Source organism: Enterocloster sp. (genome assembly GCF_057861365.1).
In genome coordinates this window covers 12,542-29,183 of the sequence record NZ_DBMACH010000018.1, presented here as the reverse complement: position 1 = coordinate 29,183, position 16,642 = coordinate 12,542, and the positions used below count along the sequence as shown (strand labels likewise).

Sequence of the window (16,642 nt, the reverse complement as noted above, 5' to 3'; positions counted from 1 at the left end):
GATCTGGAGACGCTGGGGGTATGGCTTAAAAAGGCTGCCAGGGCCTCTACAGTAGAGGAGTTTGAGCAGGAAATTGCATAAAATATTTCAAAGGGTATTGCAAACGGAAACATTGAGTTTGCAGTACCCTTTTTTAAAAAATAATCGTTCGTGATGGAAGAAAAAAATATTCATATCAAAAAATTATCCTTCTAATGCCCATATCTGGATAAAAATGCCGCTTTTCCCTGATTTTTGAGAGTAAATATGTTGGCACATAACTTGCTTAAAGGCCATTCAGGCAGATGGGAATGGTGTGGATTTGGTTGGCAGCTGCGGAACCGGCCATGCGGTGATCCGCAGCATTACGTTTGATGTAGGGGAAGCCCTGGTGGAGGCTGAGGTAGTGCTTGTCTCTGCTATGGCAAAACGCCACGAGGCCATTACGGACTGGATTGCACCTCATCTGAAGGGTGGGCAGATCGTATGCTTCTCAGCAGGAAACTGTGCTTCCATTACTCTGAAAAAGAAGCGGGGAGACAAAAAGGTGATTGTGGGCGAGATGCAGGGAAATATCGGCTCCTGCCGTCTGGTATCCCCTACAAAGGAAATAAAGGGAAATCCCCATGCCCTTCTTCCTCCGTCTTATGACTGGGATTCGGAATATCTGCGTATCACAGGAACGCCCAGAAAGGTTTCTGAATAAACGGATATAAAAAGAAAAAGCGCTGAAGGAACGAATCTGCGTTCCGGCAGCACTTTTGTTTCTGCTAAATATACAGCAAAAAACCTCTGTTCCCAAAAAACAGAGGTTGAGATCTAATGCCGCAGACCGGAATCGAACCGGTACGGGTATCACTACCCACGGGATTTTAAGTCCCGGGCGTCTGCCAGTTCCGCCACTGCGGCATTCCATATAGGAGTATATGCATACTTGGCCTGAAAACAAGAGCCTTTACATGCAAAGCACTGATGCTCTTAAGCTTACTCTGGTATGCAACTGGGCGAAGGTGGATTCGAACCACCGAAGGCAGTGCCAGCAGATTTACAGTCTGTCCCCTTTGGCCACTCGGGAATTCGCCCATGCTTTGTTTGATAAGCAGTGATAATAATATCACATGAGCGGGGAAAAATCAAGAGGGGGAATGAAATTATTTTATAAAATTTGGCGGGGTTTCGGCCGGTAGATTACTTCGCTGACCGTGTAAACTGTGACAAAGGCGGAAGGGTCTGTTTTTAAAAGATACGACATCAAAAGGGCGTATTCATTTTTATCCACGATGGTAATGATCTCTGTTTTAGGCTGACCGTCATAGGCGCCCCGGCCTTCATAGATGGTAGCGCCGCTGTGAAGGCGGTTCAGGATAAAACTGCGTATTTCAGCTTCTTTTTCAGAGATGATGCAGACTCGTTTTTTCAGATTTAGGCCGAATATGAAGTGGTCCAGTACAAGCCCGTTTAAATAGGTGCCTAAAAGGCTTAAAACGACCAGCTTTTTATCATAAAACAGGATAGAGGACAGGGCCACGCACATACCGGGAAGCGCCATGGCTTTTCCCATGTCCATGCGGAAATATTTGTTTAACAGCTTTGCCACAATATCCAGTCCCCCGGAGGAGGCATTTTCCCGGAATAAAATTGCAAGTCCGATACTTACAACAAAGATATAGCAGACCATATCCAGAAAGGGATCGCCGTTAATGGATGAAAAATCGGGGAACCATATTTCAAATATCCTTAAAAATAATGGAAGCAGAAGAGAGGTGTAAACCGTTTTTGCGCCAAATTCCTTTCCGATCAGGAGAAAGCCGATTATCAGCAAAAGCCCGTTAAGGATAAAAGTAATGATGGAGATATGGAGAGGGATGATATTGCCGAGGATCATAGCCAGACCGGATATGCTTCCTACAGACACCTGACTGGGGATCAGAAAGAAGAATACGGCGGCTGAAACAATGAGGGTGGCAAAGGTTATTACTATAAATTCTTTCATAAAGTCTGATTTTTTCATATGAATACTCCTGTATTAAAGATATTCTCTGCTGTCATTCCTACTATATTCGATTCTTTTTTGCGTGTAAACCGTTTTTTGTGCGTATCTTTTATTTTGCCTTACGGTTTGGAAAAGGCTTATGAAAGCTCCTGCGTTTCAAAATCCGTTTTCCAATGGACGAATCCGGGCAGATATGGTATACTCTATAAGATAGGCGTATTCCATTTTTGGGTACAAATTGGAGGAAGGATATGAAAGATAAAGGAAAGATGCGGTGGACATTTCGCGTATATCTGCAGTGGCCGCTGTATTTGACAGTCTTTATGGTCCTGCTTGCGGCAGCTGTGGGGGCGGTGTCGTTTACGGCGGGAATCATTGTTTCGGCTTTTACTCTTGTCTATATTGGAATTGCGCTGTGGCTTTACTGTTCCAGAAAAAGGGGAATCCTGGCAGGACTGATCGCATTTGCGGAAGCTTACGATCAGAGCAAGCAGGATATCCTGAAAGAAATGCTGGTTCCCTATGCAGTGACAGACCGGACGGGGCGTCTTTTGTGGATGAACCGCGAGTTTTCATTGATCTTAGGGGAAGATAAGACGGCAGCGCCTAATCTGACGGCCCTGTTTCCGGAGGTTACGAAGGAAATGCTGGCTACAGGCGGAGAGACAGTGAGCATACACAGCTCATATTTGGAGAGAAATTACCGGGTAGACCTGCGGGAGCTGGCGATTGCTTCCTTGTCTCAGGCCGTGGCTGATAATGGTCTGGAAACGGGAGAAGGCGGCATTACGGCTGTCTATCTCATGGATGAGACCCAGACGTTAAAATACAAACAGCAGGTCAATGATCAGAAACTGGTAGCAGGACTGATCTATCTGGATAATTATGAAGAAGCGCTTGAAAGCGTGGAAGAAGTGCGGCGATCCCTGCTTACGGCCCTGATCGACCGTAAGATCAGCAAGTATATTGCTTCCATGAACGGCATTGTAAAAAAGATTGAAAAGGATAAATATTTCTTTGCAATCTGCCAGCAGCACATGGCTAAGATGCAGGAGTCCCGTTTCCCCATTCTGGAAGATGTAAAGACTGTTAATATCGGAAATGAGATGGCCGTGACCTTAAGTATCGGTATCGGCATGAACGGTGAAAGTTATGCTCAGAATTATGAGTATGCCAGAACCTCGATTGATATGGCTCTGGGACGGGGCGGCGACCAGGCGGTCGTAAAGGATTCGGATAAGATCCAGTATTATGGCGGCAAGGCACAGCAGATGGAAAAGACAACCCGCGTGAAGGCCCGTGTAAAGGCCCACGCCCTGCGGGAATTGATGGAAAATAAGGATCGGCTGCTGATCATGGGCCACCGTCTGGCAGATATTGACGCCTTCGGCGCAGCCATCGGCATTTACCGGATCGCCATGTCCATGAATAAAAAGGCCAATATTGTGCTCAATGAGGTTACTTCCTCCGTCCGTCCCATGATGGAGCGCTTCCTGGACAATGCGGAATATCCGGACGATATGTTCCTAAAAGGGCCTCAGGCGGCAGAGCTGGCAGATGCAGGCACCATGCTTGTGGTGGTGGATGTAAACCGTCCCAGCATCACAGATGAGCCGTCCCTTCTGCGCCTGGTGCGGACGATCGTTGTGCTGGACCACCACAGAACCAGCAACGAGGTTATTGACAATGCGGTGCTTTCCTATGTAGAGCCCTATGCTTCTTCTACCTGTGAAATGGTGGCAGAGGTGCTGCAGTATATTGCAGACGGCATCAAGGTGCGGCCTGCAGAGGCAGACGCCATGTATGCGGGTATTGTGATTGATACCCAGAATTTTACAAATCAGACCGGCGTGCGTACCTTTGAGGCAGCAGCCTTCCTGCGAAGAAGCGGGGCGGACATTACGAGAGTGCGCAAGCTGTTCAGGGAAAATATGAAGGACTATCAGGCCAAGGCAGAGGCTGTGCGGGCAGCAGAGGTGTATATGGATGCGTTTGCCATCAGCGTGTGCCCGGCAGAGGGGCTTGACAGTCCGACGATCACCGGAGCCCAGGCAGCTAATGAGCTCCTTGAGATCAAGGGAATAAAAGCTTCCGTGGTTCTCACCGATTACAATAATACCATTTATTTCAGCGCCCGTTCCATTGACGAGGTCAATGTACAGGTAATGATGGAGAAGCTGGGCGGCGGCGGCCACCGTACCATCGCCGGAGCCCAGATGCAGGGCGTTTCCATACAGGAGGCAAAAGACCGCCTGAAAGAAGTAATCCGGCAGATGCTGGAAGAGGGCGACGTATCATAGAGACAGAAAGGATGGATCAATATGGAAATTGTATTATTAGAGGATGTAAAGGCACTTGGAAAAAAAGGTCAGGTTGTAAAGGTAAATGACGGCTATGCGAGAAACTTTATCTTGCCTAAAAAGCTGGGCGTAGAGGCAACTGCCAAGAATTTAAACGACTTAAAGCTTCAGAAGGCAAATGATGCGAAAGTTGCAGCAGAGCAGCTGGCAGCGGCTAAGGAGCTGGGAGAGAAGATTGAAAAGTCCAAGGTGGTTGTTTCGATCAAGGCAGGAGAAGGCGGAAGAGCCTTTGGCGCTGTTTCTTCCAAGGAAATTGCCAAGGCAGCAGCCGATCAGCTGGGGCTGGATATTGATAAGAAGAAGATCGTTTTAAACGATCCCATCAAGGCCATCGGAAGCTTTGAGGTAGCAGTTAAGCTTCACAAGGAAGTGACTGCAAAGCTGGCTGTGAAGGTAGTAGAAGCGTAAAAAGGACGTAAAGGGGGCGGCGTATCGTATTCCGGAAGGAAGGGATGCGCCGTCCTGTTTTCGCAGGCTTCCGGACAGAAAATTCCGGAGCGCAGGTTTGGCAAATATTATAGTAGGAGGAAAGAGTCATGGAAGAAGCCCTGATTAAGCGGGTGCTTCCCCACAGTCTGGAAGCGGAGCAGTCGGTAATCGGCTCCATGCTGATGGACCGGGAGGCTGTGATCGCGGCGTCAGAGATTATAACAGGCAGTGATTTTTATCAGCAGCAGTACGGCATTATGTTTGATGCTATGGTGGAGCTTTTTAACGAGGGAAAACCGGTGGATCTGGTTACTCTGCAGGACCGTTTGAAGGAAAAGGATGTCCCACCTGAGGTCAGCAGCCTTGACTTTGTCCGGGATATTATGACCATGGTGCCTACCTCGGCCAATATAAAATCCTATGCCAATATTGTAAGCGAAAAGGCTGTGCTGCGCCGGCTGATCAAGACCACAGAGGAGATTGCAGGGGCCTGCTATGCGGGAAAGGAACCGTTGGAAAATATTCTGGCAGATACGGAGAAATCGGTATTTGACCTTCTTCAGAATAAGGGCGGGCAGGAATTTGTACCCATCAAGCAGGTTGCCATCAATGTGCTGGAAAAGATCGAGGACGCCTACCGCAATCAGGGAACAGTTACGGGTATTCCGTCCGGCTTTATTGACCTGGACTACAAGCTGTCCGGCTTTCAGCCCTCTGATTTTATCCTGATCGCTGCCCGTCCCTCCATGGGAAAGACGGCCTTTGTGCTGAATGTGGTAGATTATGTCTCAGTGCGGAAAAATCTGCCCTGTATGGTATTCAGCCTGGAGATGTCCAAGGAACAGCTGGTAAACCGTATGCTGTCTATGGAATCGAACGTAGATTCCCAGAAGCTGCGTACCGGTACTCTTACGGATGCAGACTGGGATGCAGTGGTAGAGGGAATCGGCGTGATCGGAAATTCCAAGCTGATCATTGACGATACGCCGGGCATTTCCATCACAGAGCTTCGATCCAAGTGCAGGAAAATGAAGCTGGAGCACGGTCTAAGCCTTGTGATCATTGACTACCTGCAGCTGATGAGCGGCAGCAAAAAGGGCGGAAATGACAACCGCCAGCAGGAAATTTCCGAGATTTCCCGTTCCTTAAAGGCCATTGCCAGAGAGCTTCATGCGCCTGTGATCGCTCTTTCCCAGCTGTCCCGTGCCTGCGAGACCCGTACAGACCACAGGCCCATGCTTTCGGATCTTCGAGAATCAGGAGCTATTGAGCAGGATGCGGATGTGGTAATGTTTTTATACCGCGATGATTATTACAACAAAGATACGGAGCATCCCAACGAGGCTGAAGTTATTATTGCAAAGCAGCGTAACGGCCCTATTGGAACGGTGAATTTGATCTGGAAGCCGGAGTACACGAAGTTCGTCAATGCAGCACGGCCTCAGGGCGGGAATTCAGAGGGTTAAAATTTCAGTCATAATAGCAGTTCTCAACGCATACATTAAAAGTAAGGTCAAACCGGACCGCGCAGGGCACGGCGGAGGATCGTTACATTAAGCAGTGTGAAGGAGAGAACAGTTATGGATGAAGTACATTATCTTATATCAGACGCGTCCAGAAAGGTGGATGTGGAAGCCCATGTATTAAGGTACTGGGAGGAAGAACTGGAGCTGGATATTCCCAGAAATGAGATGGGACACAGATATTATACAGATTTTCATATCCGTATGTTTAGGCAGGTAAAGAGCTTAAAGGAAAAGGGGTATCAGCTGAAAGCCATTAAGCATGCCCTAAACCAGGTTCTGCATCAGGATGGGGAAAATGGAGCGCAGCTTACGGACGAACTGCTGGAAAAGGATATGGATGCCGCTTTAAGAGGGTTTAAGGAGGAGGAACGTCTGGCGCCATTAAGGCCGGTTCAGGCAGAAACAATCCCGGCTGTTTCTATGGAGGAACGAATGGCCCAGTTCCAGCAGATTATGAACCTGATCATCGGACGGGCTCTGGAGGTTAATAATGAGAAGCTCAGTCAGGATATCAGCAGTCTTGTAAACGAAAAGCTATCCGGGGAAATGGAGCTTTTGCTTCAGTCCTCAGACCGGAAAGAAGAGGAGCGATTCCGCCAGCTGGACGAGGTGATCCGCTCCTTCCAGAAGAGCGGACAGGCTGAGGCGGCAGCTGCCAGAGTGCCGTTTTTTAAGCGGAAGCCATTTAAAAGAAGTGGAAAAAGCAGGAACGCATCAGGCCATCCTCAGCGGTCCGGGGGGCTGATCCCGTAAAAAAATCTCGCCATTTATATCGGAATATGATAATATGATACTGAAAGTGAACGAGACAGCACACCGGGATTTTACATCCGGTATCATATTGTTAAATCCGGCCATATTTCAGGCTGAGTCATACAAAGGAAGGATCAAGAGCAATTTCATGAACCAAAGATTTAGATACAGAAAATACCTTACATATGCCCTGGCCTCAGGGATACTGGCAGCCTCTCTCACACTGGGAGGTTGTGCAGACCAGACAGCAGGGGGGATGGCGGCAACTCCGGCTCAGGCCCAGGCACGGGCGGCAGCCCCTGAGGAGGAAACAGAAGCTATCGCACCTTTAAACTTAAGCGGCCAGATCCTGCCCGATCTGGATGATGTAGAGCTTCCGGAGAATGCGGAGCCGGTTCCTGAGTACTTAAGGGAAGGCGTCCGCCATGAGATCGTAAAGAAGCTCCAGCAGCGTCTCATGGATCTGGGATTTATGGATAATGATGAACCTACCGATTATTTCGGCCAGGTAACACTTCAGGCTGTAAAACATTTCCAGAGACAGAATGAGATGCCACAGGATGGAATTGTAGGAGATGCCACCTGGGAGGCTCTGATGGCTGAGGACGCCAAGTATTATGCCGTTTCCAAGGGAACCCAGGGCGACGATATACAGCGGATCCAGCAGCGTCTTTATGAGCTGGGTTATCTGGCAAAGGCGGATCAGGTAACTGGTAATTTTGGAGATTCCACGGAAGCTGCGGTAATTAAGCTTCAGGAGGTCAATGGCCTAAGCCCGGATGGAAAGGTAGGACAGAAAACCTATAACCTTCTGTACAGCGATGAGGTCCGCCCCAACCTCCTGTCTTACGGCGAAAAGAGTGAGGTGGTTTTAGCCTGCCAGCAGCGTCTGAAGGAATTAGGATATCTTACAACCACACCGGACGGCGCTTATGGACAGGATACGGTGATTGCTGTAAAGCAGTTCCAGGCCAGAAACGATCAGGTCGTAGACGGCTACCTGGGTCCATCTACCCGTATTGCCTTAAATGATCCGTCGGCTCGTCCAAATGGATTGATGCTGGGCGAACAGGGCGAAACGGTTACCAGAGTACAGCAGCTTTTAAGCAAATATGGATATTTAAGCTCTGCCAATGTGACCGGATATTATGGAGAGGTAACAGAGCAGGCGGTTAAAAACTTCCAGAGCCGCAACGGACTGGCAGCAGATGGTCAGGTCGGCATCCAGACCATGACAAAGCTTACCAGCGACAATGTGAGACGTCCGGCAGCAAACTCCGGCGGAGGAAGCTCTGCACAGACCGGAGGAGGAAGTACGGGAGGAAGCGGCGGAAATAAGAAGCCGGCAGGAAATAACGGCAGCCAGGGCGGTTCTTCCTCTGCGCCGAAGGCACCTTCCGGTACAGGCGTATCTGCTTTGATATCTGTGGCTTCATCCAAGATCGGAAGTCCTTATGTGTGGGGAGCTAAGGGTCCCAATGCCTTCGACTGCTCCGGTTTTGTATACTGGTGTCTGAATCAGGTAGGTGTTCGTCAGAGCTACCTTACTTCTTCCGGCTGGCGCAATGTGGGACGCTATACGAAGATCACCAACTTTAATGATATTCAGGCCGGCGATATTGTGGTAGTAAACGGCCATGTAGGTATTGCGGCAGGAGGCGGGACTGTGATCGACGCATCCTCCAGTAACGGCCGCGTAGTACACAGAAGCTTAAGCCAGTGGTGGAGAAACAACTTTATTTGTGCATGGAGAATCTTCTAAAAGCTACAGAGAATCTCTGAAAGAAAGAGTCAGGCAAAGCCATAACACATCCGCGGCACATGTCCCGCGGATGTGTGCGTTTTGGAAAAAAATGGGAGGAAATACAAATGCAGACAATTTTAGTATGCGACGATGACAAGCAGATTGTGGAAGCCATTGATATTTATCTTACAGGAGAAGGCTACAAGGTAATTAAGGCGTATGACGGCTATGAGGCCCTGGAATATCTGGAAAATAACTCCGCAGACCTGCTGATCCTGGACGTAATGATGCCCGGACTGGATGGTATCCGGACGACTCTTAAGGTAAGGGAAAACAGCAGCATCCCCATTATCATCCTGTCTGCCAAATCTGAGGATGCAGACAAGATCCTGGGATTGAATATCGGGGCAGATGACTATATTACAAAGCCGTTTAATCCTCTGGAGCTGGTTGCCAGAGTCAAGTCCCAGCTGCGCCGCTATACACAGCTTGGCAACTTAAACCAGCAGGAGCAGGATCAGGTTTACAAGTGCGGCGGCCTTCAGATCAATGATGATAATAAAGAGGTTACAGTAGACGGAGAACCCATTAAGCTGACTCCTATCGAGTATAATATTCTCCTGCTTTTGGTAAAGAATGCGGGCAAGGTATTTTCCATTGATGAAATATATGAACAGATATGGAATGAGGAAGCGATCGGGGCAGACAATACAGTAGCGGTCCATATCCGCCATATCAGGGAAAAAATTGAGATTAACCCAAGAGAGCCGAAGTATCTTAAAGTAGTCTGGGGCGTAGGATACAAGATTGAAAAACAGTAGGTGGACCTATGGAGCAGAGCAGAAAGAAAATACGTATTCAGAAGGTGGTTTTATCCCTTCTTTCAGTGATATTCCTCGCTATGGCCCTGGCGGGCATCAGCGCCATGTATTTAAACGGAGGCTACGGAAGAGGGATCAGCTGGGTCTATGAGGAAACCTACGAGGACTCTGATACCTTCAGCATGAAGCTGGGAAAAGATATAGAAAATATTTTTACATATATCGGCTATAAGGATCTCTTTGAAACAAACGGACAGCTGGATATGAGCAAGCCCATTGTCCGGCTTACGGATGGGCCGGGGGTAGATGAGGACTGGACACTGGATCAGATCGTCCGGTATGCCAGGATCAGAGGCTACTATCTGGGAGAAAACTTTACGGTTCAGGGTTCCCCTATGTCCATGGACGATGACGACATGGAGGTTACAGTCCAGTTTTTGAATACAGGCTTTGATTTTCTGAGCATGGGTGAAATGGAAACCCGGATGACAAAGGAAGAACTGGCTCTGGATATTCTGGAATGTCTGGGACAGTATTATTCTATTTATTACAATTTCATGGAGCACCAGACCAATGTGCGCTTCCGGGTAGTTTATAAGAGCGATGAAGGAGTGGAAACGGTGTATACCAATGTACCGGAACTTTCGCTGGATGAGCTGAGAGGATTTGGAAAATACCTGTTTATTCCCGGAAATACCATTCGTATGGATACGAATCTGGCGGTCATTCCCCAGAATGCGGCTGCTCTTTTGGAAACATGGAATCCGAATAATAATGACCAGAATTATCTGGTGGTTTCGGTTGATACCACATATCCTTATGTTGACAGCTATTCCGAAGAGTCTGCCCAGTACCGCAGTGTGAGAAATGCGTTTATTATGGGAATGGGCGGAGTAATTGTCGGATTCATCGGTCTGTTTGCGGCGTTAGTATGGCTGGTGTTCCTGTCGGGACATACAGACAATCTGGACAGCGAGATACGCCTTTATCCGGTTGATCGGATTCCTACGGAGGTATGCATTCTCCTGGGGGCTGTAGCAGCAGCGGTGCTCCTTTTGTGGGGGAAACGGCTTGGAATGATGGTAATCGGTCTTTTTTTCAGTGAGGAACATCTGCCTTTCTGGAATAAGATGCTTCGATATCTGATCATTTACAGCTGTGCAGTTCCCTGCGGTTTCAGTCTTCTGCGCCGATACAAGGCCGGAACGCTTTGGACGGGGAGTCTTGGAAAAAGAGGGACTGCGGCATTTAAAGCTTATCGGGAAAAGACCAGCTATGCAGTAGGCGGAGCGCTGTGTTATCTTACTTTTTTAGGCTGCAACGGCTTTATGATGTGGCTGATTCTCTTTTTATTTACAACCAGAGGAGAACGGATCAGCTACCGGATCATGTATTATGTTGTGCTTGTGCTGTTTGTATGGCTCGACGGCTGGGTATTTCACCGGCTGTTTAGGGAAGCCTGCCAGAGAGATCTGCTGGATCAGGCCATCAGTACCATTTCTACCGGAGATACGGGCTACCGTCTGGACACTTCCATGCTCACAGGCAAGGAAAAGAAAATGGGAGAGCATATCAATAATATTACCAGCGGTCTGGACACTGCTCTTCAGGAAAAGGTAAAAAGCGAGCGGTTAAAGGCAGATCTGATCACCAATGTGTCCCATGATATCAAGACGCCTCTTACTTCTATTATTAACTATGTAGATCTCTTAAAGCGGCAGAAAATCCAGGATCCCAAAATCGCCGCTTATCTGGAGGTGCTGGATCAGAAGTCTCAGAGATTAAAGACGCTGACAGAAGATCTGGTAGAAGCCTCAAAGGCCAGTTCAGGCAATCTGAAGCTGGAGGTTTCGGATATTAACCTGGTAGAGCTGGTTCAGCAGACAAACGGTGAGTTTGAAGAGCGTTTTGCTCTGCGCCGTCTGGAGCTGATCCAGACGCTGCCGGAGGAGATCATTATGATCCGGGCAGATGGAAGGCGCCTGTGGAGAGTTCTGGAAAATCTGTATACGAACGCCTTTAAATATGCCCAGGAGGGCAGCCGCGTCTATGTAGACGTAAGAGAAGAGGGAGATAAGGCCGTATTTACGATCAAGAATATTTCTGAAAAGCCTTTGAATATCAGTCCGGATGAGCTTACAGAGCGATTTGTACGGGGCGATGTGGCAAGAACCACAGAAGGCAGCGGATTGGGACTTTCCATTGCAAGAAGCTTAACACAGCTTCAGAAGGGAGAGTTTATCATCAGTATTGACGGCGATCTGTTTAAAGCCCAGGTAGCTTTTCCTGTGGAACGGCGGGAGAGGAAGGCGGAACGAATAGCGGAGGAAATACCGTCTGATTCCAGCGAATGGGAAGATACATAAAGAAAAAGGCTCTCCGAAATCAGCTTCGGAGGGCCTTTTTGAACCCTAAATAATGTGATATGTAAGATCGGTCTACTGTTTACTGATACTCAAATACATTGATCCAGCTCTCTAAGAGCTCCTTTTCCTCAGGACGCTTATAGGCCAGCTGAGCTGCGGCTACTACAGGGAGCCAGCCCTGCACATAGCGTTTTTCTGTACCGGTTTTTTCGCAGAACAGATCCATGTACAGCTCCGCTCTTTTGCGGTCCTTTAAGCTTAACAGAAGGTAGGTTCTCGCCACATCGGCGCTGGCATTTCCCTGGGAAGCATGTACCCAGTCAATGACATACCATTTGCCATCATCACTTACGATGATGTTGGATGGATTGAAATCGCCGTGGCAGAGCTTGGTATGCTTGGGCATTCCGTCCAGTCTGGTCATCAGCTCATAGCGTGTGCTGTCGTCCAGCTGCTCCACGGATTTGAGGGCGCGGATGGTTTTTTCCTTCAGTTTGTTTAACAGAGGGCAGGCCTGCTTATGGATCAGAAGGTGGAGATCCACCATGCCTTCCATGTATTCTTCCAGCTTGTCCGGATTTTCATCCATTAACTGCTGTAAGGTCTTTCCCTCTACGTATTCCTTCAGGATGGACCATTTTCCATCAACAACAGAAACCCCCAGGATCTTAGGAACGTTGAGCGCCTCGATATCCTCCACCCGCGCGTTGCACAGGGCTTCATTCAGAACCTCGGCTTTCGGGAATCCATCACAGAATTCCTTGATGGCAGTGCTGCCGTCACGATAAACGGTTTTCTTTTCACTTGTGAAAACTAATTCTCTTGCCATAATCATACTCTCCTTCCACACATTATATACGGTACTGCGCCGGTTTCCCGCCGCACTGTACTTATTCTACTACAAGGGCGGTAAAAAGTACATACTAAATTTGATAAATTTTTAACGTACTTTTGGGAAATACACTGGTAACAATTCCCTTTTACTTAAAATCGGAAGATGGCCGTACCATAAGCGGGGAGAGGATAGGCCACAGAATAGGGCTTTCCATCGCATTCTTCCTTGACGGATGTGTAGGAAGGACACTGAGAAGCCTTGTAGGCACCGTGTTCATTGTCCAGTAGCAGCGTATATTTACATTTTTTAGGAACTCCTACCCGGTAGTCGGGACGGGCTACGGGTGTGAAATTTATAACAAACAACAGGTTCTTTTTGCCGGTTTCATCTCTGCGGATAAAGCTGAAAATACTTCGGTCCCCGTCGTTGGCATTTACCCATTCAAAACCGTTCCAGTCATTGTCCAGACGGTACAGACAGGGATATTTTTTATAAATGTGCAGCAGATCACGGACGTATTCCTGAAGCTTTCTGTGGCTGTCTTCATCTGCCAGATGCCAGTCCAGAGCCACCTTTTCATCCCATTCATGCCACTGGCCGAAATCCTGTCCCATAAAGAGCAGCTTTTTGCCCGGATGGCCCAGCATAAAGGTATATCCGGCTTTCAGGTTGGAAAACTTGTCTTCTCCCAGACCGGGCATTTTGTTGATCATGGAGCATTTTAAATGAACTACCTCGTCATGGGACAACACCAGGATATAATTTTCGCTGTTAAAATAAGTCAGGCTGAAAGTCATCCGGTTGTGGTTATATTTGCGGAAATAGGGATCCAGCTTCATGTACTCCAGAAAATCGTGCATCCAGCCCATGTTCCACTTAAAGGTAAAGCCCAGTCCGTCCTGCTCAGGATGCTTTGTCACATTGGGCCAGGCGGTAGATTCTTCCGCGATCATCAGTACGCCGAGATTGCGTCCCTGAACGACAGTATTTAAGTGCTTGAAAAACTCAATGGCCTCCAGATTCTGGTTTCCGCCGTAGATATTGGGTACCCACTGTCCGTCCTGGCGGCTATAGTCCAGATAGAGCATGGAAGCAACTGCATCCACTCTCAAACCATCCACATGGTACTGCTCTACCCAGTAAAGGGCATTGCTGATGAGGAAGTCCTTGACCTCGTTTTTTCCGTAATCAAAAACCTTTGTGCCCCAGTCCGGATGTTCGCCCTTGCGCGGATCTTCATATTCATAGAGGGGATGGCCGTCAAAATCAGCCAGTCCGTGGGCGTCCTTTGGAAAATGGGCAGGTACCCAGTCCAAAATGACGCCGATACCGTTTTTATGGAGATAATTTACAAAATACATGAAATCCTTTGGCGAGCCATATCGGGAGGTAGGCGCAAAATATCCGGTTACCTGATAGCCCCAGGAGCCGTCATAGGGATGTTCCGCAATTCCCATAAGCTCTACATGGGTGTATCCCATTTCCTTCACATAGGCAGCCAGCTCATGGGCGGCCTCGATATATGTATAGCAGCCGTCTTTTTCCGGGCGATTCTTTTTACGCCAGGAGCCCAGATGAACTTCATAGATGCTCATGGGCTGCTTTTCAGGGTCTTTCTGAGCCCGCTTGGTGATCCAGTCTGTATCTGCCCAGGAAAAGCCGGAGAGGTCGGCTGTTACAGAAGCGGTGCCGGGTCTGTATTCTGCGCTGAAAGCAAAGGGATCGGCCTTATAAAGGATTTTTCCCGTATCGGTAGTAATGGCAAATTTGTAGAGTTCACCTGTTTTCATATCTGGGTTAAAGTATTCCCAAATTCCCATATCAGAGATTTTTTTCATGGGATTGGCATCAGGGTTCCAGCCATTGAAGTCGCCTACCAGATGAACCTGCTCTGCATGCGGAGCCCAAACGGCAAAATAAATCCCTGATTTTCCTTTAAAAGTCATGGGATGAGCCCCCAGTTTCTGGTAAATATCATAATGAGTGCCGGCTCCGAAGAGATAGCAGTCCAGCTCCGAGATCATACCTGTTCTGGCAGGCGCTGAAGCTCTGGAAGAAGTTCCTGTTTTTTTTGCGGCAGCGGTTGGTTTTTCCGGTGTGCTTTTTCTTACAGCCATATTACGGTTCCCCCTTGATCTTAAGAACTGCTCCGTCACAGCCCTTTAATGTAATCTGCAGTTTTCCGTCTCGAATGGGGAGGATCTCGCCATCCTCAAGAAGATTTACAGCCTGAGAGGCAGCCATGGGAACAGGAATATTTAATACAGCTTCGTTATCGTCATTGTTTAAAGCGGTAATGATCAGGCTGTGTTCACCGTGTCTGGCAAAGGCGTATTGACGGTTGGTTAAAAGCAGTTCCTGATAGCGTCCCATATGAAGCTCTTCATTCTCCTGATGAATGATACCCAGCTTTGAAATACGGTCTGTAAGGGTACAGCGGAGGGAATCAAACGCATCTGGTGAAATGGCAGGCCGCAGGGCGTCGTCGCAGGAGGGCGTCCGTTTCCCTTCGATTCCCCATTCGCCTCCGTAGTAGATGGATGGGATGCCCGGAAGGGTCATCAGGCAGGTGTATACGGGAAGCAGATGCTCCTTTGTACGAAGCTTACTGGCAATTCGATCCTCATCATGGTTGTCTACAAAGGTGTACAGACTGCGTCCGATAGCCTCCAGACGGCGTACATTGTGGGCGATTTCAAAGAAATTGTGGTCGTTAAAGCCGGAGTAAATGCTCTTGTGGAGTTCGTAGTTGGTTACAGAGTGGAGCATATGGTCATTGACCCAGCGGCCATAGTCTCCGTGGATGACTTCTCCCATGAGCCAGAAATCCTCTTTCATGGTTTTCGTTTCCCGGCGCATTTCTTCCATAAAATGGAAATCAAGTACGTTTGCGCAGTCCAGACGGATGCCGTCAATGTCAAAGGTGTCGACCCAGAACCGGATCACGTCAAAGAGATACCGGCAGACCTGGGGATTGGCATGGTTGAGACAGGGAAGTTCAAAATGTCCCTGCCAGGCCTCATAGCCGAAAGGGTCTCCCAGAGGGCTTGACCAGTCAAAGTTTACGCCCTTGTACCAGTCTTTATAGGGAGAATCCCATTTCTTTTCCTGAATGTCTTTGAAGGCAAAAAATTCCCGTCCCGTGTGGTTGAATACCCCGTCTACGACGACTCTGATCCCGTTTTCATGGCAGAGGGAAATGAAATGACGGAAGTCTTCGTTGGAGCCCAGACGGCGGTCGGTCTGTTTGTAATTTCTGGTATCATAGCCATGGCTGGTGGATTCAAAAAGGGGGCCTATGTAAATGGCATTGCAGCCCAGCGCTTTTATATGTGGAATCCATAATTCCAGCTCATCAAACCGGTCTGTCTGTTCTGTTCCGGTATTCTGCTTTGGGGCACCGGTCATACCAAGGGGATACATATGATAAAAAACTGCTTTTTCATACCAAGCGCTCATAGTTGTTGTCCTCGCAATTCTGCCGGGAGTCAAAGCTCCCGGCTTTTAAATTTTCTTAAAAGGAACTGGTAACGCAGCTGCGCTGCATTCCATTCATAAATACAGCAGTCGATCAGTGTAGGATCTACTTCCTGCTCAAAATGGTTTCTGGCCGTTTCAATGGCATGTCTGGTATCTTCAATCTCGGCCCTCAGGCGAAGAAGCTGCGGATCCTGTTTTTTAAGAGTGGCTGCTGCGGTCTGGCAAACGGCCTTCATCCAATCACTCATAGAATATTATCTCCCTGCGCGTCTGCCCAAAACGGCAGAGCGGATTTTGACGGATTTACCGGTAACACAGTCAGTATATCCGAAAAATACCATTATATGCAGGATTGG

At 48.3% G+C, this 16,642-nt stretch carries 13 protein-coding genes and 2 tRNA genes; 8 read left to right on the top strand and 7 right to left on the bottom strand.

Annotation, left to right across the window (positions count from 1 at the left end; all coding sequences use genetic code 11):
• Positions 1–295: 295 nt before the first annotated feature.
• Positions 296–685: a hypothetical protein gene (locus tag ACZM6M_RS15100; protein WP_178275151.1), complete on the top strand. Its 390-nt coding sequence runs from the start codon at positions 296–298 to the stop codon at positions 683–685.
• Between the two features lie 117 nt (positions 686–802).
• Here the strand turns inward: ACZM6M_RS15100 and ACZM6M_RS15095 are convergent.
• The 3 genes from ACZM6M_RS15095 to ACZM6M_RS15085 all read right to left on the bottom strand — a co-directional run bounded on the left by ACZM6M_RS15095 (position 803) and on the right by ACZM6M_RS15085 (position 1,990).
• Positions 803–888, bottom strand: a tRNA-Leu gene (locus ACZM6M_RS15095).
• A 92-nt stretch (positions 889–980) separates the two neighbouring features.
• Positions 981–1,062 (bottom strand) — tRNA-Tyr (locus tag ACZM6M_RS15090).
• Positions 1,063–1,135: 73 nt separating this feature from the next.
• Positions 1,136–1,990: a YitT family protein gene (locus tag ACZM6M_RS15085; RefSeq protein WP_066545325.1), complete on the bottom strand. Its 855-nt coding sequence runs from the start codon at positions 1,988–1,990 to the stop codon at positions 1,136–1,138.
• 233 nt (positions 1,991–2,223) lie between these two features.
• On the opposite strand from ACZM6M_RS15085, the gene ACZM6M_RS15080 reads away from it, so the two are divergent.
• From ACZM6M_RS15080 to ACZM6M_RS15050, 7 genes are all read left to right on the top strand, one after another.
• Positions 2,224–4,272, top strand: coding sequence for a DHH family phosphoesterase (locus tag ACZM6M_RS15080; RefSeq protein ID WP_407407789.1), 2,049 nt, complete (start codon positions 2,224–2,226; stop codon positions 4,270–4,272).
• Between the two features lie 21 nt (positions 4,273–4,293).
• Positions 4,294–4,740, top strand: coding sequence for a 50S ribosomal protein L9 (gene rplI / locus ACZM6M_RS15075; RefSeq protein ID WP_066545103.1), 447 nt, complete (start codon positions 4,294–4,296; stop codon positions 4,738–4,740).
• A 128-nt stretch (positions 4,741–4,868) separates the two neighbouring features.
• Entirely contained in the window at positions 4,869–6,227 is a 1,359-nt protein-coding gene (gene dnaB / locus ACZM6M_RS15070; protein WP_066545101.1) for a replicative DNA helicase, read from the top strand.
• 114 nt (positions 6,228–6,341) lie between these two features.
• Positions 6,342–7,040: a MerR family transcriptional regulator gene (locus ACZM6M_RS15065; RefSeq protein WP_178275149.1), complete on the top strand. Its 699-nt coding sequence runs from the start codon at positions 6,342–6,344 to the stop codon at positions 7,038–7,040.
• A 148-nt stretch (positions 7,041–7,188) separates the two neighbouring features.
• The gene (locus ACZM6M_RS15060) at positions 7,189–8,802 is read left to right on the top strand and encodes a C40 family peptidase (protein ID WP_178275148.1); all 1,614 of its coding nucleotides are present in this window, start codon (positions 7,189–7,191) and stop codon (positions 8,800–8,802) included.
• Positions 8,803–8,909: 107 nt separating this feature from the next.
• Complete coding sequence (locus tag ACZM6M_RS15055) at positions 8,910–9,605, top strand: response regulator transcription factor (RefSeq protein ID WP_178275147.1); 696 nt, start codon at positions 8,910–8,912, stop codon at positions 9,603–9,605.
• An 8-nt stretch (positions 9,606–9,613) separates the two neighbouring features.
• The gene (locus tag ACZM6M_RS15050) at positions 9,614–11,971 is read left to right on the top strand and encodes a sensor histidine kinase (protein ID WP_340277699.1); all 2,358 of its coding nucleotides are present in this window, start codon (positions 9,614–9,616) and stop codon (positions 11,969–11,971) included.
• A gap of 79 nt (positions 11,972–12,050) precedes the next feature.
• On the opposite strand, the gene ACZM6M_RS15045 is transcribed toward ACZM6M_RS15050, so the two are convergent.
• From ACZM6M_RS15045 to ACZM6M_RS15030, 4 genes are all read right to left on the bottom strand, one after another.
• Entirely contained in the window at positions 12,051–12,800 is a 750-nt protein-coding gene (locus ACZM6M_RS15045; RefSeq protein ID WP_489490534.1) for a phosphotransferase family protein, read from the bottom strand.
• Positions 12,801–12,955: 155 nt separating this feature from the next.
• A complete protein-coding gene (glgB, locus tag ACZM6M_RS15040) occupies positions 12,956–14,923 on the bottom strand; it encodes a 1,4-alpha-glucan branching protein GlgB (RefSeq protein ID WP_489490533.1) in 1,968 nt (655 codons plus the stop codon).
• A gap of 1 nt (position 14,924) precedes the next feature.
• The gene (locus ACZM6M_RS15035) at positions 14,925–16,265 is read right to left on the bottom strand and encodes an alpha-amylase family glycosyl hydrolase (protein ID WP_407407796.1); all 1,341 of its coding nucleotides are present in this window, start codon (positions 16,263–16,265) and stop codon (positions 14,925–14,927) included.
• Positions 16,266–16,294: 29 nt separating this feature from the next.
• On the bottom strand, positions 16,295–16,534 hold the full coding sequence (locus tag ACZM6M_RS15030) for a YaaL family protein (RefSeq protein ID WP_066545087.1): 240 nt from the start codon (positions 16,532–16,534) through the stop codon (positions 16,295–16,297).
• Between the last annotated feature and the right edge of the window lie 108 nt (positions 16,535–16,642).